The organism is Mycolicibacterium neoaurum ATCC 25795, assembly GCF_000691525.1.
Taxonomy (GTDB): domain Bacteria; phylum Actinomycetota; class Actinomycetes; order Mycobacteriales; family Mycobacteriaceae; genus Mycobacterium; species Mycobacterium neoaurum.
Map to the genome: position 1 here is coordinate 63,680 of NZ_JMDW01000016.1, position 20,030 is coordinate 83,709.

The following is a 20,030-nucleotide window of genomic DNA, read 5'->3' on the forward strand; positions in this document are numbered from 1 at the left end:
ACCCGACGGCAACACGGGGCTCTTTCTTTCTTTTCTCGGCGGCTAGGGATCCTTCGACGCCGTGATCGGGCCCGCCCCGGCCGGCGCGAACAGGCTTCCGGCCAGACTGCCGCGGGTGGTCCGCACCGCGACCAGCGCCCACGTGCACAGCAACCCCCCGTAAGCGAGCACCGCCGCCACCTCGAAGGCGGGCAGTCCGGTGTGGATGGCCAACTGGGTGGTGCCGGTGACGAAGGTGCCGACCGGGAAGGTCAGGCTCCACCAGGTCAGTGCGAACGGCATCCCGCGGCGCAGGGTGCGGATCGTCAGGGCGGTGGCCAGCGCGATCCACAGCACGCAGAAGCCCCACACCGGCACACCGAACAGGATCGAGAAGATCCCGACCCCGGCAGCCAGGTCGGGCGCGACCGCCAGATGGGCATGGGTCGCCAGCAACCCGGCCACCGTGACCGATTGCCCGAGCGGACCGAGGACGATCCACAGCGTCGGCACCCGCGCCGTCCCCGAGGTCCCGTACAGCGCCAACCTGCTCCAGATCATCGTGATGATGATCAGTGCCGCGATCAGGGACAGTCCGAACATGGCAAGACAGCCGAAGAACATCGTGGTTCGGCCGGTACCCGGCGCCATGTGCGGCAACAGCATCGCTCCGCCCGCCGCCGAGACCATCGGCGGGACCACCGGCATCAGCCACCCCCCGAATGCGGCGTCCGGACCGACGTTGAGCTGGGTGAACATCAGATACGGAATCGAGACCGCGGTGTAGAGCCCGCCGATCGTCCCGGCCGACCACAACACCCAGTTGATGTCGACGGCCACCCGTTCTCCGATGAGGTCCGCACCGACCAGCATGGTGGCGCTGCCCACGGTCATCAACGCCATCGGGGCCGCGCCGTAGAAATGCGCCATCTGCGGGTTGCGGACGTGTCCGCGGGCCACCGTGGGATGGCGGAACCACTGCACGCTGACCGCGACGATCAGGGTTACCAACAGCGCCGCGGCCGCCACCCAGACGACCTCGGTGAACACCCGCAGACCCGGTACGTGCACCGGAAGCGTGGCGCCCGCGACGACCAGGATCCCGGTGCCCATCACCGAGGAGAACCAATTGGGGCCGAAGTTTCCCAACCGAGTCCCAGATTCCGCGATCGACCGACCCGGCATGATTGGCGTCATGGAGATCAGCATCCTCGGGTCGTTGTCCGGATCGAGCGGCACGTCCCTCATCGACGGTGTCGTGTCGGAATTCGCCCAACTGCGTGACGAAGGGTTCCGTCGCATCTGGATGACGCAGATGCCCTACGAGCCCGACCTGCTGACGGTGCTCGCAGTGGCGCTGCGCGAGGTCGACACCATCGAGGTGGGCACCGGTGTGGTGCCGATCCAGAATCAGCACCCGATGCAGTTGGCGCAGCGGGCGCTGACGCTGAGCCTGATCTCCGGGGGACGGTTCATCCTGGGGCTGGGTATGACCCATGCCGCCGTCACCGAGGGCATGTGGGGGATTCCTTGGGATCGTCCGGTGCGCAGGCTCAACGAGTACCTCGACGGGTTGCTGCCGCTGCTCGCCGGTGAACCGGCGGACGCCGCCGGCGAGATCTACACCACCCGGGGCGCGGTGCAGGTGCCCGCAGCGCCGGCTCCGCCGGTGTACATCGCGGCCCTCGGCCCGCAGCTGCTGAAGATCGCGGGCCGCCGGACCGCGGGCACCGTCACCTGGATGACGGGACCCAAGACACTGTCCGAACATGTCGGCCCCGGACTGCGGGCAGCCGCCGACGGACGACCGGTTCGGGTGGTGGCTGCCCTGCCGGTCGCCGTCACCGACGATGTCGACGGGACCCGGGCCCAGGCGGCCGAGCAGTTCGCCATGTACGGCCACCTCCCGTCCTACCGCGCCATGCTCGATCGCGAGGGTTATGCCGGGCCCGCCGACGCCGCGCTCATCGGTGACGAGGCCACGGTGACCGCGAGGATCAACGAGCTCTCCGCCGCCGGCGTCGACGAGTATGTCGGTGTCGTTTTCGACCGATCGCCCGAGGTCAGGGACCGTACCCGGGCTCTGTTGCGCACACTCGACAACACCTGAAATCCACTATGGTGTGATCTTGGTCACGGGCGTACAGTCGGTGGTACGACGGGTTCGGGAGTGACTGATCCGAAAGAGCCGGGCAAGAGGTGAAACACCGGCCGCGCGAGATACCGCCAGGTATGAGTAGACGCCCTCAGGTTGATAAACCGAATGTCCTCCCGAACCCGCCCCCCATGTCTTCAGCCGGTGGTGAACACGCGCGCGCGTCGCCGTGTCGGTGGCGAGGATGTGGTCATGGGCCAGGTCATCCCGTTCGATCCCAACCGCGCTGAGCCGGACCGCACACCGGAGCCGTTGTGGCGCGAGGTGCTGGGTCGTCGGCTGCGCGACATCCGCCGCGCCAAGGGAGAGCGACTGGTGGACGTCGCCGCCCGCGCCGGGGTGTCCCCGCAGTACCTATCCGAGATGGAACGTGGCCGCAAGGAACCGTCGAGCGAGATGATCGCCGCGGTGTGCGGGGCGCTCGGTGTCGGGTTGGGTCGATTGCTCGGCGGGATCTCGGCCGATCTCACCCGTGCCAAGGGGCGTCCGGGCGACGGCACCGTCCGGATGGCTGCTTAGGCGCGTTCCTGCAGAACCCGGTCGGCAAGCCCGTAGGCCACCGCCTCGTCGGCGTCGAACACCCGGTCGCGGTCGGTGTCGTGGCGTAGCTGCTCGGTGCTACGGCCGGTGTGCCGGGCCAGGATCATCTCCAGCTGGTTGCGGGTCCGCACCACCTCGTCGGCCTGCAGGATCAGGTCGGGGATGGTGCCCCGGCCCTGGGCCGCAGGCTGGTGCAGCACCACCCGCGAGTGTGGCAGCACCGAACGCCGTCCCGGTGCGCCCGCGGCCAGCAGCACCGCGCCGGTGGCGACGGCCTGGCCGACGCACGTCGTGGCCACCGGGGCCTTGATGAAGCGCATGGTGTCGTAGACGGCGAGCATCGCCGACAGGTCGCCGCCCTCGGAGTTGATGTAGAGCGCGATCTCCTGCTCGGGATTGTCGGCCTCCAGATGCAGCAGTTGCGCTATCAACGCGTTCGCGACACCGGAATCGATCGCGGTGCCCAGATAGACGATGCGTTCGGTGAGCAGATGGCTGTAGACGTCCATGATGCGCTCACCACCGGTAGTGCGGGCGATGACGTTGGGGATGGTGTAGGTACTCATCTGTCAGGCCCCGATCCCGATGCGCTGCTTGCGGTTCGGTGCGATCTGGTCGAACGCGTCGACGATGTGGTCGACGAAACCGTATTCGCGGGCCTGCTCGGCGGTGAACCACCGGTCATGCAGTGAGTCGGTGAAGATGCGGTCGATCGGTTGGCCGGTATCGGCGGCAATGAGCCCCAGGACGGTATCGCGGGTGTGCCGCAGATCGTCGGCCTGCACCTCGACCTCGACGGCCGATCCGGCGATCCCCGCCGAGCCCTGGTGCATCAGGATGCGCGCGTGCGGCAGTGCGAAGCGCTTACCGGGAGTGCCTGCCGAGAGCAGGAATTGCCCTGCACTGCAGGCCAGCCCGAGAGCGAGTGTTGCGACGTCGGCGGGGATCAACCGCATCACGTCGCGGATGGCCAGCATGGCGGGCACCGACCCGCCGGGGGAGTGGATCCACAGCGCGATGTCCTCGTCGGAGTCGGCCGCCAGCGTCAGCAGTTGTGTCACCAGCACAGCGCCGTTGTCATCGTCGAGGCCGCCGTCGAGGACGAGCACGCGTTTGCGGTACAGGTCGTCGCGCAGTTGCCTACCGAACAGGGGTGGTTTGTCATTCATGGCTGTGACTCTGCTTACTGTAGAGCCCTTTTCGCAGTCCACGCTGCTCTGAGCAGAACAGCTACGGTTGCGAGTGTGCATACAGAGCGCGCGAATCGCCCGCCCGACGATCTGGCTGCACGCTCGTGGCCGGCCTGACCGCCCCGACAACGCAAGAGCCCCCGACGAATTCGCCGGGGGCTCTTGGTCAGGTGAATCAGAAGGACGCTTCGTCCAGCTCCATCACTTCGTTGTCGAGTGCGTCGAGCACCGTGCGGGTGCTGGTCAGCAGCGGCAGGAAGTTCTTGGCGAAGAACGACGCGGCCGCGATCTTGCCCTCGTAGAACGCCTTGTCCGCACCGGTGGCGCCCTCGTCGAGCTTCTCGATCGCGACGGCGGCCTCGCGCTGCAGCAGCCAGCCGATGATCAGATCGCCGACGCTCATCAGGAAGCGCACCGAGCCCAGACCCACCTTGTAGATGGCGCTCTGGTCCTCCTGCGAGGCCATCAGGTAGCCGGTCAGCGTGGCGGCCATGCCCTGCACGTCCTCCAGGGCGGTGGCCAGCAGTGCACGCTCGGCCTTGAGGCGGCCGTTGCCGGTCTCGTTCTTGACGAAGGTGTCGATCTGGCCGGAGACGTAGGCCAGGGCCTGTCCCTTGTCGCGGACGATCTTGCGGAAGAAGAAGTCCTGCGCCTGGATGGCGGTGGTGCCTTCGTACAGGGAGTCGATCTTGGCGTCGCGGATGTACTGCTCGATCGGGTAGTCCTGCAGGAAGCCCGAACCGCCCAGGGTCTGCAGCGACTCGGTCAGGTACCGGTACGCGGTCTCCGAACCGAAGCCCTTGACCACCGGCAGCAGCAGGTCGTTGACCCGCACGGCCAGGTCGGCGTCCACATCGTGCAGTGCCTTGGCGACCTCGGCGTCCTGGAAGGTGGCGGTGTACATGTACAGCGCGCGCATGCCCTCGGCGTAGGCCTTCTGGGTCATCAGCGAACGACGCACGTCCGGGTGATGGGTGATCGTCACGCGCGGCGCGGTCTTGTCGGTCATCTGGGTCAGGTCGGCGCCCTGCACACGCTCCTTGGCGTACTCCAGAGCATTCAGGTAGCCGGTCGACAGGGTGGCGATCGCCTTGGTGCCCACCATCATCCGGGCCTGCTCGATGACGTCGAACATCTGCGCGATGCCGTTGTGCACCTCGCCGACGAGCCAGCCCTTGGCCGGAACGCCGTGCTGACCGAAGGTCAGCTCACAGGTGGCCGAGACCTTCAGGCCCATCTTGTGCTCGACGTTGGTGACGAACACACCGTTGCGCTCGCCGAGCTCACCGGTTTCGAAGTCGAAGAGGAACTTGGGTACGAAGAACAGCGAAAGACCCTTGGTTCCCGGGCCGGCGCCCTCGGGGCGGGCGAGGACCAGGTGCGCGATGTTCGGGAACAGGTCATCGGCGTCGGCGGAGGTGATGAAGCGCTTCACGCCGTCGATGTGCCAGGAGCCGTCCTCCTGCTGGGTGGCCTTGGTACGGCCGGCGCCGACGTCCGAACCCGCGTCGGGCTCGGTCAGCACCATGGTGGCGCCCCAGTTGTTCTCCGCGGCGATGACCGCCCACTTCTTCTGCTCTTCGGTGCCGTTGTGCGCGAAGATCTGCGCGAAGCCGGCGCCGCCGCCGTACATCCACACGGCCGGGTTGGCGCCCAGGATGTGCTCGTTGAGGGCCCACAGCAGAGCCTTGGGGGCGGGCATGCCGCCGAGCTCCTCGTCGAGGGCGACCTTGTTCCAGCCACCTTCGATGGTCGCGTTGACCGACTTCTTGAAGGACTCGGGCAGCTTCACCGTGTGGGTGGCGGGATCGAAGACCGGCGGGTTGCGGTCGCCGTCGGCGAACGACTCGGCGATCGGGCCCTCGGCCAGCCGGGCCATCTCGTTGATCATCTCGCGGGCGGTGTCGGCATCGAGCTCGGCGAACGAGCCCTCGCCGAGCGCCTTGTCGAGACCGAGCACATCGAACAAGGTAAAGACCTGGTCACGGACGTTGCTCTTGTAATGGCTCACGGTTTCTCCTCGGTGAGATCGAAGCTGTCGGTTGGGTTCTCGTGCGGACTGCGCTAAGTTACCCACCAGTAACTGCCTCAAACTATACCGCTCGGTAACCACATCTCAAAGGGGTGACGAGCAAATTGTCGCCAGCGAACCAACCCGGTGGTTGATTGGGCCGGTACCCGGCCGCCGAGACCTGCTCTGAACTGCGATTTCAGGTCAAATGTGATGCTCGCCACGGAGACGTCCAACAAACCTTTAAGGTGAGGCGCATGAGGCGTGTGGTGGTATGGGGAACGGGAAACATGGGCTCGACGGCGATCCGCTCGGCGGTCGCCTTCCCGGGGCTGGAACTGGCCGGTGTCCTCACCTCCAGCGCCGAGAAGGCGGGCCGGGATGCCGCCGAGTTCGCCGGTCTGCCCGGTCCCACCGGTATCCGGGCAAGCACCGATGTCGACACCGCGCTCGCCGACGCCGACGCGGTCGCCTACATGGCCTCCGGTGATATCCGGCCCGAGGAGGCGATCACCGATATCGAACGGTGCCTGCGGGCCGGGAAGCACGTCGTCACACCGTCGCTGTACTCGCTCTACGATCCGGTCTCGGCGCCGGCGGAGTGGGTGCAGCGGCTGACCTCCGCCGCCGAGGAGGGTGGTGCCACCCTGCTGGTCAGCGGTGTCGATCCGGGTTGGGGTAATGATGCGTTGGCGGTGACCGCGGCCAGCTTGTGCACCCGTATCGACACGATCACCTGCCAGGAGATCTTCGACTACTCGACCTACAACCAGCCGTTCGCCGTGAAGGTGTCCTGTGGTTTCGGCGGTTCGATGGACGACACCCCGATGATGCTGCTGCCGAGCATCCCCACGATGGTGTGGGGCGGCAACGTCCGGTTGATCGGCCGCGGCCTGGGCATCGAGATCGACGAGATCACCGAGGAGGTCGAACGGCTGCCGCTGGAGCAGACCGTCGACACCGTCATGGGACCGTTCGAGAAGGGGACCCAGGGGGCCTTCTTCCTCAAGGTGATCGGGTGGTCACAGGGCAGGCGGCGGGTCATCATCGAGCACATCACCCGGATCCATCCCAGTTGTGCACCGGAATGGCCGCAACCCGACGAGGGCGTCGGCGATCACCGGGTGATCGTGGATGGTGACCCGCAGCTGACCATCACGACCAGGGCCGACGTGCCCGGTGGAACCCGCGCCGATGGCGGCAACACCACCGCGGCCAACCGGCTACTCGGAGCCATCAACTGGCTGGCCGAACAGAAGCCAGGGATCTACGACGGCCTGCAGGTGCCGCTGCGCTCGGCGCTGGCACCGGAGGCCGAGGCCGTGCGCTGGGCCTGACCGGGTTCTGTGCGCCAGTTCAGCCAGAACGCCACAACCGGTGTCGTGGCTGCGCCGAGGTAGGTGAATTGGTCGCCCTACCTACCTGGTTGCAGCCGGGCCGGGACGACCGGTGTGCCGACTGAAATCAGGTAGATCACGGCTCGCAGCGAGGTTCGGCTCGGTCCACCCCAGCGGAACCTCGCTGCGCCCGCACCTCAGCCGGCTTTGGCCTCGGACTCGGCAGGAGCGTCGGCATCGGGCAGCTGCGAGACCAGATGCTCACCGAGTTCACCGATCGTCGGATAGTCGAACACCGCCGTCGGGCTGATGTCGAATTTGCCGCCGAACTGCCCGAACAACCGGTTGCGGAGCTCGACCGCCATGAGCGAGTCGGTGCCCAGATCCAGGAATCGACTGGTGGCCGCCGGCGGCTGCGCCAGGCGCAGGAAGCCCTGCACCTCGCGCTGCAGGAATTCGGTGACGAATCCCGCACGCGCGGCCACCGGAAGCTCCTGGAGCTGCCGGAGCAACTCGCTGTCGCCGCCACCGGCCGAATCACCGCTGGGCAGAACCTGATCCAGTAGCGGCGGACGGATACCGCCGAGCATCTTCGCGGTCCGCTGCCAGTTCGCCTTGAGCACCGTGGACTGCCCGACGCCGTGCCGGATCGCCTCGCCGAGGGCGGCCAATGCGGCCGACGGCTCCAGCGGCATCATGCCCTGGGCGCTCAAGTTGGCCACCGCGGCCTGTGAGCTGGCCATGCCGCCATGGCCCCACGGCCCGAAGTTGACCGCGGTGGCCGGTAACCCGGCCGCCCGGCGCTGCGCGACAAGCCCGTCGAGCAGTGCGTTGGCGGTCGCGTAGTTCGACTGCGATGGCGAGCCGAGCACCGCCGAGGCCGAGGAGTACAGGATGAAGAAATCCAGATCCTCGCCCGCAGTGAGTCGATGCAGATGGTGGGCGCCGTACGCCTTGGGGCCCAAGGTCGTTCGGAACCGGTCCAGATTCTGATCCGGCAGCAGCGCATCATCGAGCACACCGGCCAGATGCGCGACACCGGCCAGCGGCGGCAGCTCCCGCCGAATGCGCTCCAGGACCCCGGCCACCTCGGCTTCGTCGCCGATATCGGCCGAGAAGACATGCACCCGGCAGTGATAGCGCTCGGTGATGGCGTCGATCGCCTGCTGGGTCTCCGCATCGGGGCTGCGACGACTGGTCAGCACGATATCGCCGGCGCCGAGCTGTGCGAGATAACCAGCCGTGTGCAGACCGAGCGCGCCCAGGCCGCCGGTCAACAGGTAGGTCCGATCGCCTTGGGGCTGCAGCGGTTTGGGCATCTGGATGACGATCTTGCCGATATGGCGAGCCTGTTGCATGCGGCGGAAGGCGGTCCTGGCCTCGGTCAACGGGTAGACCTCGGCGGGCACCGGCGTCCACACCCCATCGGCCAGACCATCGGAGACCTCGGACATCAGACGCTGGATGTGGTCGGGATCACTCATCATCGTCACGTCCAACGCGATGATCTCGTAGTCGATATCCGGACGCACCGCGGCCATCTGGGCGGGGGTCCAGATATCACGCTTGGCGATCTCGGCGAAACGTCCGCCCAGTGCCGTCGCCCGGACCGTCGCCTCGATGAAACCGTCGTTGGTCAGGCTGTTGAGCACCACGTCCACGCCGGCACCATCGGTGTCGGCCAGGATCTGGTCGGCGAAATCGACGGTGCGCGAGTCGTACACATACTCGACACCCATGGCGCGCAACGTCGCCCGCTTGTAGGTGCTCGCGGTGGCGAACACCGTCGCACCGTGCTGGCGGGCCATCTGCACCGCCGCCAGGCCCACGCCACCACTGGCAGCGTGGATGAGCACCTTGTCACCCGGCTTGATCTGCGCCCAGTCGAAGGCCAGCCGCACCGTCAGAGCCGCCGCGGGAATCGTCGCGGCATCGACCGAGCTGATGCCGTCGGGCACGGTCGCCAATAGCTGCGCAGGCACGTTCAACCGGCTGGAGAAGGCCCCCTGCATCGAGCCGAACACCCGTTGCCCGACCTCGAATTCGGTGACGTCCTCGCCCACCTCGGTGATCACGCCGCACAGGTCGCCACCGATCGGCCCCGGATCTCCCGGGTACAGACCGAGCACGTTGAGCACGTCACGGAAGTTCAGCCCGGCCGCCTCGATCCGGACCTGCACCTCGTGGGGCTCGGGTGCCGTCACGTCCTTCTCGGTCAGGCGCAGGTTGTCGATGGCCCCGCGCTCGGTCGGTGCGAGCACGAAGTCTTCCGACCGCGGCATCGGCAGGTAACCGTTACGCGCCCAGTGCAACAGCCGTGGCACCAGGAAGCGGCCCTGCCGCACGGCCATCTCCGGCTCGGTGACGGGGGTGCCCAACGCCGCGGGCAACCAGCTGTCCGCCGCGAGATCCCCGTCGATCATCCGGACCCGCAGCATCGGCTGCTCGGCGATCAACGTGCGTCCGAATCCCCAGAGCGCGGACTGCACCGGATCGACCGGCTCACCGGGTTCGGTGGCTACCGCGCCGTCGGTGAGGATCCACAGACCACCCGCCAGGGTGCTGGACTGCTCGGTCAGCGCCGTCTGGGTGGCCGCGAGCAATGCGCTCACCTCGGCCTCAAGCCGGACGGCCAGCTCCGCGGTCGTCTCATCGGATTGCGCTGAAGTCCGGCTGCGCCAAACGATCCCGGTGACGGCAGCCCCGCGCTCGGCGGCCCCGCCGAAGGCCTGCTGCCAGGCCTGCGGGTCGGTGGGCGTATCGATGGTGACCGCACCGGGCCGTTGCGCGGCCAACTCGTCGAATCCGGCGATCAGCCACGTTCCCACGGTGTCTTCGGTGGCCGATTCCGGTGCCGCGCCCTCATGCCAACCGAGGGTGTAGAGCAACCGGGTCGAGTCACCACCGAGGCCGCGCAGCAACGCTTCACGCGGTGCGCGCTTGACGGTGAACTCGCGGATACCACCAAGGACGCGACCGTCACGGTCGACGAAATCCAGGTCGAACACCAGTGTTTCGCTGTTGAGCGGACCTTCATGCCACCGAGCCCGGCAGTAGAACCGGCTCGGCATCTTGGCAGCCAGCTGCACCTGCCCGTATCGCAGCGGCAGGAACAGATCATGGATGCCCTGTTCGGCGGCCAGCACGGCCGGGAACGACGGGAACGCGACACCGGTGCACAGATCGAGCAACACGGGGTGGATCGGTTCGCTGCCGAGATGCTCGGCGAGTTCATCGCCGACGGACACATCGCCGATGGCTTCACCGTCACCCACCCACAGCGAGCGCAGCGAACTGGACCACGTCGGGCCCCAGGCCAGTTCGAGATCGTTGAAGATGTCGAACAGTTCCTGCGGACGGGTCCTGTTCATGTGCTCGATCGCCTCGTCGGGCGCGGCGATCGTGTCGTCCGGCTGATCTATCTCGACACCGGAGGTCAACGTGCCGTCGGCGTTGAGCGACCATTCGGCCTCCCGCACCCCGTACGGCCGGGAGTGCACCTGGAACTTCCAGCCGTCCTCCACCGTGCGCAGGGTCAGCTGCACCTCACGGGCCGCCTTGTCCGGCAGGATGATCGGCTCGTAGAAGTAGACATCGCTCACCCGCGCCGGCGCACCGGCGGCTGCCAGGGCCATCGACGCATAGGTGGCGCCCGGAACCACGACGGTCCCGTAGATGACGTGATGGGCCAACCACGGCTGGGTCTTCACCGAGAACACATTGCTGTAGACGGTGTCCCCGGACGCCAGATCCTTGGGGCTGCCGAGGATCCCCGAGGCGGCGGTGCCACCCGAACTCAGGATCGCCGATGCCTTGGGCCAGTAGCGGCGCCGCTGGAACGGGTAGGTCGGCAGCTCGAGTCGGTGTGTCGGGCTGTGGAATCGGGCCGAGAAATCCGGACGGTGGCCGCTGATGTAGGCGGTGGCCAGGGCATCGGCGACCTGACGCTGCGCGTTGGCCCCCTTGCGCAGCGACACGATGGTCCGCGGCGTGGCCGCCGACTCGGGCCAGGACTGCAGGGCGGCCGCGGTCAGGATCGGCTGCGGCCCGATCTCCATCAGCACCGTGCAGCCCAACGCGGCCACTGTGCGCACACTCTCGGTGAACTGCACCGGCTGGCGGGAATGCCGGCGCCAGTACAGCGCGTCGATCGGGGTCTCGGCGCTCAGAACCGCACCGGTGCGGTTGCACACCAACGGTCGAGACGGCACCGCATACTCGAATTGCGCTGCGAACGACTCGAACTCGTCGAGAACCGGATCCAGCAACTCGGAGTGGAACGCGTGGCTGGTCTCCAACCAGGTGCAGCGCGCGCCCTCCTGACTGCAATTGGTGACGATCTGCTCCAGGTCCTCGCCAGGGCCCGACAGCACCGTGTTGCGGCCGTTGTAAGCCCCGACGGACACCCGGGGGAAGGCTTCGGCGGCGCGTTCGACGTACTGCGGATCGGCGAATACCGCCACCATCCGGCCGCCTGCGGGCAGACTGCCGAACAGTCGCCCGCGCTCGGCGATCAGCCGCGCACCGTCTTCGAGGCTGAACACCCCTGCGACACAGGCAGCCGCGTACTGACCGACGCTGTGCCCGAGCACAACATCCGGCTCGATACCCCAGGACTGCCACAGCCGGGCCAGGCCCATCTCGACGGCGAAGATCGCCGGCTGCGCGAACGACGTGTGCTTGAGCGTCTCGGCGGCCTCGCGGCCCGATCCGAACAGGACCTCGAGTAGCGGTTGCGGCAGGATCCCGTCGACGGCCTGCGCGCAACTGCGCACGGTATCGGCGAAAACCGGTTCGGTGTCGAAGAGTTCGCGAGCCATGCCGGGGTACTGGCTGCCCTGGCCCGGGAAGAACCAGGCGGTGGTCGGGGGATCGGTGCACTCACCACGCACCACACCCGGTCGCAGCCGGTTGGCCACCAGGTCTTCCAGCAGCATCTTGGCCTCGGCGGTGTTACTGGCAACCACCGCGGCACGATGCTCGAAGTGCGAGCGTCCCGCGCCTGCGGTGAAGGCCACATCGGCGAGCGCGGCATCGGGGTTGGCGGCCAGCCACCCCCCGTACTGCTGTGCCAACGCGGTCAACCCCGCCGCCGACCGGGCCGACAGCGGCAGCACGGACATCGTTTCCCGGGCCGGGGTCTCCGGCTCGACCTGCTGTTCGGCGGGCAGCGTCGCCGGTGCCTCTTCGAGCAGGACGTGGGCGTTGGTGCCGGTGAAGCCGAACGAGCTGACCCCGGCGCGGCGCGGACGACCGTTGGCATGCCATGGGGTCGCCTCGTCGACGACCTTGACCGGGAGGGCGTCCCACGGGATGTGCGGTGACGGATTGCTGAAATGCAAGGTCTTCGGCAGCATCTCGTGCTGCATCGAGAGCACCACCTTGATCAGGCCCGCGACGCCCGCCGCGGATTCCAGGTGCCCGATGTTGGTCTTGGCGGTACCGATCAGCAGTGGACGGTGCGCGTCACGGCCGCGCCCGTACGCGGCCGCGGCAGCCTGCACCTCGATCGGGTCACCGAGTGGCGTGCCGGTGCCGTGCGCCTCGAGGTAGTCCACGTCACCACCGCCGAGCCCGGCGCGATCCAGCGCCGAGGCGATGAGACGTTGTTGGGCACCACCATTGGGGACGGTCAGCCCGCTGGAGGCACCGTCCTGGTTGACCGCGCTACTGCGGATCACCGCGCAGATCCGGTCCCCGTCGCGCTGGGCATCGGAGAGTCGCTTGAGCACCAGCACGCCGCAGCCCTCACTGCGGGCGTAGCCGTCGGCGGCGGCGTCGAAGGTCTTGCAGCGGCCGTCCGGCGACAGCATCCGGGCCTGCGATGCCGCGACGATGGATGCCGGACTGAGCAGGACGTTCACCCCACCGGCCAGGGCCAGATCGCAGTCACCGGAATGCAGGGCCTGGGCGGCCTGGTGGACGGCGACCAGCGATGAACTGCAGGCGGTGTCCACTGCCATGGCCGGGCCCTCCAGGCCCAGGGTGAAGGCGACGCGGCCGGCAATGGCGTTCAGCGCGTTACCGGTGATGAAGTGGGCCTCGAGGTTCTCCACCGAATCGCCCGAGAGCAGATGGGAGTACTCGTTGGCGCCCACGCCGACGAACACGCCGCTTCGGCTGCCGCGCAGGGAGGACGGCGCGTATCCGGCGCGTTCGAGTCCCTCCCAGGCGATTTCGAGCATCAACCGCTGCTGCGGGTCGATCCACATCGCTTCGCGGGGGGAGATACCGAAGAACTCGGGGTCGAAGGTGTCGACGCTGTCGAGGTATCCGCCGTTGCGGGTGTAGATCTTGCCGGGTGTCTGCTGGTCGGGGTCGTAGAACTCGTCGACGTCGAACCGGTCCTCGGGAATCTCCCGGATCGCGTCGACACCGCCGGAGAGCAGCTCCCAGTACGCATCGGGGTCCGGTGCCCCTGGGAACCGGCAGGCGACCGCGATGACCGCGATCGGTTCGTCGGTGGCCGCCGACGCCAGCGAGACCGGCTGCGCCTCGGTGCGGGTAGCCGACCGGTCGTTGAGCTTGAGGACGTCACCGAGCAGGTAGTCGGCAACGTCGGACAGGCGCGGGTAATCCATCGCCAGCGTCGCCGGAAGCTCTTGGCCCACTGCCCCTTCCAGGCGGCGCCGCAGCTCGACCGCCATCAGTGAGTCCATGCCGAGGTCGAAGAAACCGGCCTCCTCACGAATATCGGCAGCATCGACCTGGGTCACCTCGGCGACCGCATTGCGCAGGTACTCCAGCACGATCTTCTTGCGCTGCTGCACCGGTGCGGTGCTGAGCTGACCGACCAGCGGGGTGGCACCCGACGCTTGCGCAGGCGCGGTCACCGATTCGGGCACCTCACGGGCGACCTCGGCCAGCAGCGCACGCGAGCCGGTCTGCAGGTACACCGGCAGGAACTTCGACCAATCGACGCGGGCGAGCACGGATTGCACGCTCGCACCGACCAATACGTCGGCCAGACCGGCCAGCGCATCGGCCGGCGGTAGGGTCCGCACCCCTCGGCGTTCGAGTTGTGCGCGCGCCTGCGGGTCGGCCATGCCGGCCGCCCACGGGCCGAAATTCACGCTGTAACCGGCGATGCCCTGCTCGCGCAGTCGCCAGGTCAGACCGTCGAGGAAGGCATTTGCCGCGCCGTAGGCGCTCTGGCCGTAGCTGCCCCACACCGACGAGATCGACGATGTGGAGACGAAGAAGTCCAGCGGCAGACCTTCGACGGCTTCGCTCAGATACCAAGCGCCCCAGACCTTGCCGCCGAACACCCGATCCAACTCGGCTGCCTCCAGGGTGGCCAGCGGTGTCGTGCTGTTCTCGCCGGCGGCGTGCACGATGCCCGCGAGTGCCGGCAACTCGGCTCGCACCGTCGCGATCAGGTGGGCGATGTCGTGCGGGTTGGCGACATCGGCGGTCATCACACGTACGGCACAACCGTGCGTGGCGGTGATATCAGCGATGCGCTTCTGCGCTGCCTCGTTCGGGGAGCGCCGGCTGGTCAGCACCAGCTGCCTGGCGCCGTGCGCGGCGAGGTGCGCGGCGATCTCCAGACCGAGTGAGCCCAACCCACCGGTGATCAGATACGTTGCCTCGGAACGCAATTCCAGCGGCTTCGGGTTTGGCTGACCGGTGCGCCGGACCAGCCGCGGAACCCAGACCTGGCGACCGCGGAGAACGATCTGGTCCTCACCGCGGGGCAGGCCGGGAATCTGGCGGACCAGTTCCGCCCACTCCTGGGCATCGCCGCTCACATCGGCGAGCCCACCCCACACCTGGGGGTATTCCAGGGCGACTGCGCGGCCGAATCCCCAGAGCAGGGTCTGCTCGGGTGCCACCTTGTCGACCTCGGCGACCCGCTGTGCCTGCCGTGAGACGGTCCAGATGGGTGCGCGGACGCCGGCGGTGGCCGCCGCACGGAACAACCGCTGGGTTCCGTCCAGGACGCGGTGCTGCATCCGCAGCAGGGTCTGCATCGACGGGGTGGTGTGGGAGTCCAGGGCGGCGACATGCAGGATGCGCACGTCGGGTTCCTCCTGCACCGCCGCGGCCAGATCGGTCACCAGGCGTTGCTCGTCGGCATCGGAGACCGGCAGCGTCAGCAGCCGGTGGCGGTGGCCCTGGGCCGCCACGGCATCGACCAGACCGCCGATGGCTGCCGTGTCGTCGCCGATGAGCACCCAGGCGGCATCCGAAGTGGACGCGGAACCGGCCGCGCCCTGCTGCCACCGGATCTCGTAACGGGCGTCTGCGATCGATTGCGCATCGCGTTGTCGATTGTGCTGTGCGGCAAGCTTGCTCAGGGCATCGATGGTTGCCTGATTGGCATCGGAGCCGTCGAGCAGCGCGGCCAGTTCGGCGATGCGGCCGTCTTCGAGCAATCGAACGGCTTCGGTGCGCGGCGCGTCATCGGTCCAACCCGTCCGCCCCTTGTCGGCCTGCTTGTCCTTGAACCAGTACTGGCGGTGCTGGAACGGATAGGTGGGCAGATCGAGCTTGAGTGCCGGCCGGTGTACCACGGCATCGAAATCGGGAACGTGTCCGGCGACGTAGGTCTGAGCCAATGCGTCGATGACCTGACGATGATCGGCGCCGTTCTGACGCATCGAGGCGATCGCCCGCGGTGTGTGGGCCGGATCCGGCCAGGCGCGCATGGCGGCGGCCGTCAGCACCGGTTGCGGGCCGACCTCGAGCAGCACCGCGCATCCCAATTCGGCCAATGTCGCCACGCTCTTGGCGAATTCGACCGGCTGCCTGGCGTGCCTACGCCAGTAGGCGCCGTCGAGCTTGGCGGTTCGGCCGAGCGCGGCCCCCGTGCGGTTGCACACCAGAATACGTTGGGGCGCCTTGTATTCGAACTGATTGGCAAACGTCTCGAAAGCATCCAGCGCCGGGTCCAGCAGCGCGGAGTGGAAGGCGTGGCTGGTGTCCAGCCAGTCGCAACGTACCCCGGTATCGGCCAATCCGGCGATTGCCTTCTCCAGATCCGTTGCAGGACCGGACAACACGGTGTTCGCGCCATTGTAGGCGGCCACCGACAAGCTCGGATACTCGTCCACGAGTCGCTCGACCCGATCGGGATCGGCGAAGATGGCCGCCATCCGGCCGCCGGCGGGCAGCTCACCGAAGAGTCGGCCGCGTTCGGCGAGCAGTCGGATGCCGTCCTCCATGCTGAAGACGCCGGCGACACAGGCCGCCGAATACTGGCCGACACTGTGGCCGAGCACGATATCGGGTTCCAGGCCCCAGGATTCCCACAGCCTGGCCAGGCCCATCTCGACCGCGAAGATCGCGGGCTGGGCGTACTGCGTCAATCGGATGGTCGCGTCACCCTCGGGGGCGTCGAAGATCAGATCGAGCAACGGGATGTCGAGTGCATCCGCGCAGCGGGTCAAGGTGTCGGCGAAGACCGGCTCGGTCTCGAAGAGCTGTCGTGCCATTCCGGCGTACTGGCTGCCCTGGCCCGGGAACAACCAGGCGGTCTTGGGTGCGTCGACACAGTCACCGCGTACCAGACCCGGTGCGGGGCGGTCGTCGGCCAACGCGCCGAGCAGGTCGCGCGCCGACTCCAACGAGTTGACCACCAGTGCGGCCCGGTGCTCGAGGTGAGCCCGGGCGGCACCGGCGGTCAGGCAGACATCGGCCAGGGTGGCCTCGGGATGCTCGCCGAGCCAGGTGCGGTACTCCTCGGCGGCCTGCACCAGTGCGGCGGGTGTGCGCGCCGACAGCGGCAGCACCATGAACCGCCGGTCATCGCCGGCGGCGACCTTGGCCGGCACGGTTTCGGGCGCTTCCTCGAGGATGACGTGGGCGTTGGTGCCTGAGAACCCGAACGAGCTGACGCCGGCCAGACGCGGCCGGTCCGAGCGCTGCCAGGTGGTCGCCTCCTCGACGACGCGGACCGGGATGCGATCCCATGGGATGTGCGGAGACGGGTGCTGGAAGTTCAGGTGCTTGGGTAGCTCCTGGTTCTCCAGCGCCAAGACCACCTTGAGCACCCCGGCGATACCGGCGGCGGCCTCCAGGTGGCCGATGTTGGTCTTGGCCGAGCCGATGAGCAGCGGCTGATCGCGATCCTTGCCGAGAGCGGCTGCGGCGGCCTGGACCTCGATGGGATCGCCGAGGGACGTGCCGGTGCCGTGCGCCTCCAGGTAATCGATATCCCCGGGGGCCACACCGGCGCGGTGCAGCGCCTCGGAGATGACGCGTTGCTGGGCGACGCCGTTGGGAACGGTCAGGCCGCCCGAGGCACCGTCCTGATTGACCGCGCTACCGCGGATCACGGCCCGGATCCGGTCACCGTCGCGCACCGCGTCCTCAAGACGCTTGATCACGATGACGCCGCATCCCTCGCCACGGACATATCCGTCGGCCGCCGCGTCGAACGTCTTGCACTTGCCGTCCGGTGCGAGCATGCGTGATTGCGAGAAGGTGATCATGGTGGCCGGGCTCAACAGCACGTTCGCGCCGCCGGCCAACGCCATATCGCACTCGCCCAATTGGAGTGCCTGGCAGGCCTGGTGGATGGCCACCAGGGAAGAACTGCAGGCGGTGTCGACGGTGACGGCCGGGCCGTGCAGACCGAGCCGGTAGCTGATCCGCCCGGCGCCGGCCGCGCCCGAGGTGCCGATGGCCAGGTACGCCTCGACCTCGGGATAGTTCAGTTCCGAGGAGGCCATGGCCAGGTAGTCGTGCGTGGACAGCCCGACGAACACGCCGGTCTTGGTGTTGGCCAATGCCGTTGGCGCGGTGCCCGAATGCTCGACCGCGCGCCAAGAGGTCTCCAGCAGCAGCCGGTGCTGCGGGTCCATCAGGCGGGCCTCGCGGGCGGACACGCCGAAGAACGGTGCGTCGAACCCGGTCACGTCGTCGACGAAACCCGCGCGCCGGGTGACGACCTTGCCGGGCGCCCCTGGGTCGGCATCGAAGAACTCGTCGATGTCCCAGCGGTCCTCGGGGATCGGGGATACCGCGTCACGGCCGCTGCGCAGGACGTCCCAATACGCGGATGCATCGGTCGCTCCGGGCAGTCGGGCGGCGTAGCCGATGATCGCGAATCGCGTCGGCTCGGCGTGCTCGATCTCGGCCATCAGGTGTACTCCCCGCTTCGGTCTGATGAACTGTGGATGATGAGATATGGGTGCCAGGATCCAGACCCCGCGCAGTGGCCGTGGTTGCCTGTGCAACGATCACTGCCGCTCATCTGCCGGCATTCACCGCCGGTACCTTACTCGGCGGTCAGTATTGCATGTACCGTGCTATCGCACGCGGTTTCATGACCGCCGTCGAGGGCCCCTGCCGGGCGGCCCCGCGTGCCGACAGCCGCTATCGTGAAGTCGCCTTCGGTTTTGCCCATCCGCTGACCGTCGACGCAAAGACCCCGGAGGGACCAGGTTGCACATCGGGAAGATCACGATCGGAACGATCGATGATTGGACGCCGGCCCCAGGTGTCGTGACGTCCTGGCATCCGACCAGCGCGGCGATGGCAAAGGCCCGCCAGGCGCCGGTCAGCACGGTCCCGGTCAGCTATATGCAGGGCCAGCACATCCGGGGTGTCTACGAGCAGGCCGCCAAGGGGCTGGACTACTCCCGGCAGATCATCGCCACCTGCGAGGTCCCGGGCATCTGCGATATCGACGCGATGAACCACGCCCTGAACTCCTATCTGCGCAGGCACGACACCTACCGCAGTTGGTTCTCCTATGACGGGTCCGGCGACATCGTGCGCCACACCATCACCGACCCGGCCGATATCGAGTTCGAACCCGTCGTCCACGGCGAGATCACCACCGAGGACGCCCGCAAACACATCGTGGACATCCCGTCGCCGCTGGAATGGGGGTGCTTCTCGTTCGGGATCGTGCAGAGCGAGGATCATTTCGATTTCTACGCCAGCATCGACCATGTCCACGGGGACGCCGCCCTGATCGGTATCACCATGCTCGAGGCGCACGGCATGTACACCTCGCTGACCACCACGGGTCAGCCCATGCCGTTGCCAGAAGCCGGTCACTTCGACGACTTCTGCGTACAGGAACGCGAACGTACCGCCGCGCTGACCGTCGACTCGCCCGAAGTCCGCGCCTGGATCGAGTTCGCCGAGAACAACAACAACAGCATGCCGGAGTTCCCGCTGCCGCTGGGCGATCCGTCGGTGCCGACGATCGCCGATATGGTCGGGGAGATGCTGCTCGATGCCGAGCAGACCGCCCGTTTCGACGCCGCCTGCGTCGCCGCCGGTGTCCGGTTCGTCGGTGGCCTGTACGCCTGTACCGCCATGGTCGAACATGAGCTGACCGGTGCGGCAACGTATTACGGTCTGACACCGCGCGACACCCGGCGGACCTCGGACAACTTCATGACGCAGGGCTGGTTCACCGGTCTGGTGCCGTTGACCGTGCCGATCGCCGCGACGACGTTCGCCGAGGCCGCGTGGTCGGCACAGACCTCCTTCGATAGGGGTCTCGAGCTGGCCCGTGTCCCGTATTACCGGGTGCTTGAACTGGCGCCCTGGTTGGACAATCCGCGACCGAACTTCCCGGTGTCGAACTTCCTGCACGGTGGTGCCGCGCCCCTGAACGCCGTTCTTGCGGCGGCCGAGATGGGCTACTCGAACAACATCGGCATCTATTCCGACGGCCGGTTCTCCTATCAGTTGACCGTGTATGTGTTCCGCTACGACGCGGGCACCGCGATGGCGGTGATGTTCCCGGACAACGAGGTCGCCCAGAAGTCGGTCACCCGGTACATCGCGACGATGAAATCGGTGATCGAGCAGGTGGCGGAGACCGGTGACTGGGGTCGTTTTGGTTAAGCCGG

The 20,030-nt window shown here is 67.5% G+C and carries 9 protein-coding genes; 4 read left to right on the forward strand and 5 right to left on the reverse strand.

Features of this window, described 5'->3' with window-relative positions:
• Window positions 1-42: 42 nt before the first annotated feature.
• Window positions 43-1,176: a TDT family transporter gene (locus IC40_RS0121965; protein ID WP_234411514.1), complete on the reverse strand. Its 1,134-nt coding sequence runs from the start codon at window positions 1,174-1,176 to the stop codon at window positions 43-45.
• On the opposite strand from IC40_RS0121965, the gene IC40_RS0121970 reads away from it, so the two are divergent.
• On the forward strand, window positions 1,175-2,089 hold the full coding sequence (locus IC40_RS0121970) for a TIGR03564 family F420-dependent LLM class oxidoreductase (protein WP_030136830.1): 915 nt from the start codon (window positions 1,175-1,177) through the stop codon (window positions 2,087-2,089). The two genes, IC40_RS0121965 and IC40_RS0121970, sit on opposite strands and share 2 nt — an antisense overlap.
• Before the next feature lie 237 nt (window positions 2,090-2,326).
• A complete protein-coding gene (locus IC40_RS0121975) occupies window positions 2,327-2,653 on the forward strand; it encodes a helix-turn-helix domain-containing protein (protein ID WP_030136831.1) in 327 nt (108 codons plus the stop codon).
• Here the strand turns inward: IC40_RS0121975 and IC40_RS0121980 are convergent.
• The 3 genes from IC40_RS0121980 to IC40_RS0121990 all read right to left on the reverse strand — a co-directional run bounded on the left by IC40_RS0121980 (window position 2,650) and on the right by IC40_RS0121990 (window position 5,875).
• On the reverse strand, window positions 2,650-3,240 hold the full coding sequence (locus IC40_RS0121980) for a ClpP family protease (RefSeq protein WP_030136832.1): 591 nt from the start codon (window positions 3,238-3,240) through the stop codon (window positions 2,650-2,652). The two genes, IC40_RS0121975 and IC40_RS0121980, sit on opposite strands and share 4 nt — an antisense overlap.
• A gap of 3 nt (window positions 3,241-3,243) precedes the next feature.
• Window positions 3,244-3,843, reverse strand: coding sequence for a ClpP family protease (locus IC40_RS0121985; protein WP_030136833.1), 600 nt, complete (start codon window positions 3,841-3,843; stop codon window positions 3,244-3,246).
• Between the two features lie 196 nt (window positions 3,844-4,039).
• Window positions 4,040-5,875 (reverse strand): acyl-CoA dehydrogenase, encoded by a 1,836-nt coding sequence (locus tag IC40_RS0121990; protein ID WP_030136834.1) that lies wholly within the window; start codon window positions 5,873-5,875, stop codon window positions 4,040-4,042.
• A 257-nt stretch (window positions 5,876-6,132) separates the two neighbouring features.
• Here IC40_RS0121990 and IC40_RS0121995 point away from each other — a divergent pair, with 257 nt between their 5' ends.
• The gene (locus tag IC40_RS0121995; protein ID WP_030136835.1) at window positions 6,133-7,212 is read left to right on the forward strand and encodes an NAD(P)H-dependent amine dehydrogenase family protein; all 1,080 of its coding nucleotides are present in this window, start codon (window positions 6,133-6,135) and stop codon (window positions 7,210-7,212) included.
• 197 nt (window positions 7,213-7,409) lie between these two features.
• Here the strand turns inward: IC40_RS0121995 and IC40_RS0122000 are convergent, their stop codons facing one another.
• Window positions 7,410-18,299 (reverse strand): type I polyketide synthase, encoded by a 10,890-nt coding sequence (locus IC40_RS0122000; RefSeq protein WP_030136836.1) that lies wholly within the window; start codon window positions 18,297-18,299, stop codon window positions 7,410-7,412.
• 304 nt (window positions 18,300-18,603) lie between these two features.
• On the opposite strand from IC40_RS0122000, the gene IC40_RS0122005 reads away from it, so the two are divergent.
• The gene (locus IC40_RS0122005; RefSeq protein ID WP_030136837.1) at window positions 18,604-20,025 is read left to right on the forward strand and encodes a condensation domain-containing protein; all 1,422 of its coding nucleotides are present in this window, start codon (window positions 18,604-18,606) and stop codon (window positions 20,023-20,025) included.
• The last annotated feature ends 5 nt before the right edge of the window (window positions 20,026-20,030 follow it).

Coding starts and splice junctions, on each gene's coding strand:
- IC40_RS0121970 (WP_030136830.1), top strand. CDS start 1,175: ATGGAGATCAGCATCCTCGGGTCGTTGTCCGGATCGAGCGGCACGTCC.
- IC40_RS0121965 (WP_234411514.1), bottom strand. CDS start 1,176: ATGACGCCAATCATGCCGGGTCGGTCGATCGCGGAATCTGGGACTCGG.
- IC40_RS0121975 (WP_030136831.1), top strand. CDS start 2,327: ATGGGCCAGGTCATCCCGTTCGATCCCAACCGCGCTGAGCCGGACCGC.
- IC40_RS0121980 (WP_030136832.1), bottom strand. CDS start 3,240: ATGAGTACCTACACCATCCCCAACGTCATCGCCCGCACTACCGGTGGT.
- IC40_RS0121985 (WP_030136833.1), bottom strand. CDS start 3,843: ATGAATGACAAACCACCCCTGTTCGGTAGGCAACTGCGCGACGACCTG.
- IC40_RS0121995 (WP_030136835.1), top strand. CDS start 6,133: ATGAGGCGTGTGGTGGTATGGGGAACGGGAAACATGGGCTCGACGGCG.
- IC40_RS0122000 (WP_030136836.1), bottom strand. CDS start 18,299: ATGGCCGAGATCGAGCACGCCGAGCCGACGCGATTCGCGATCATCGGC.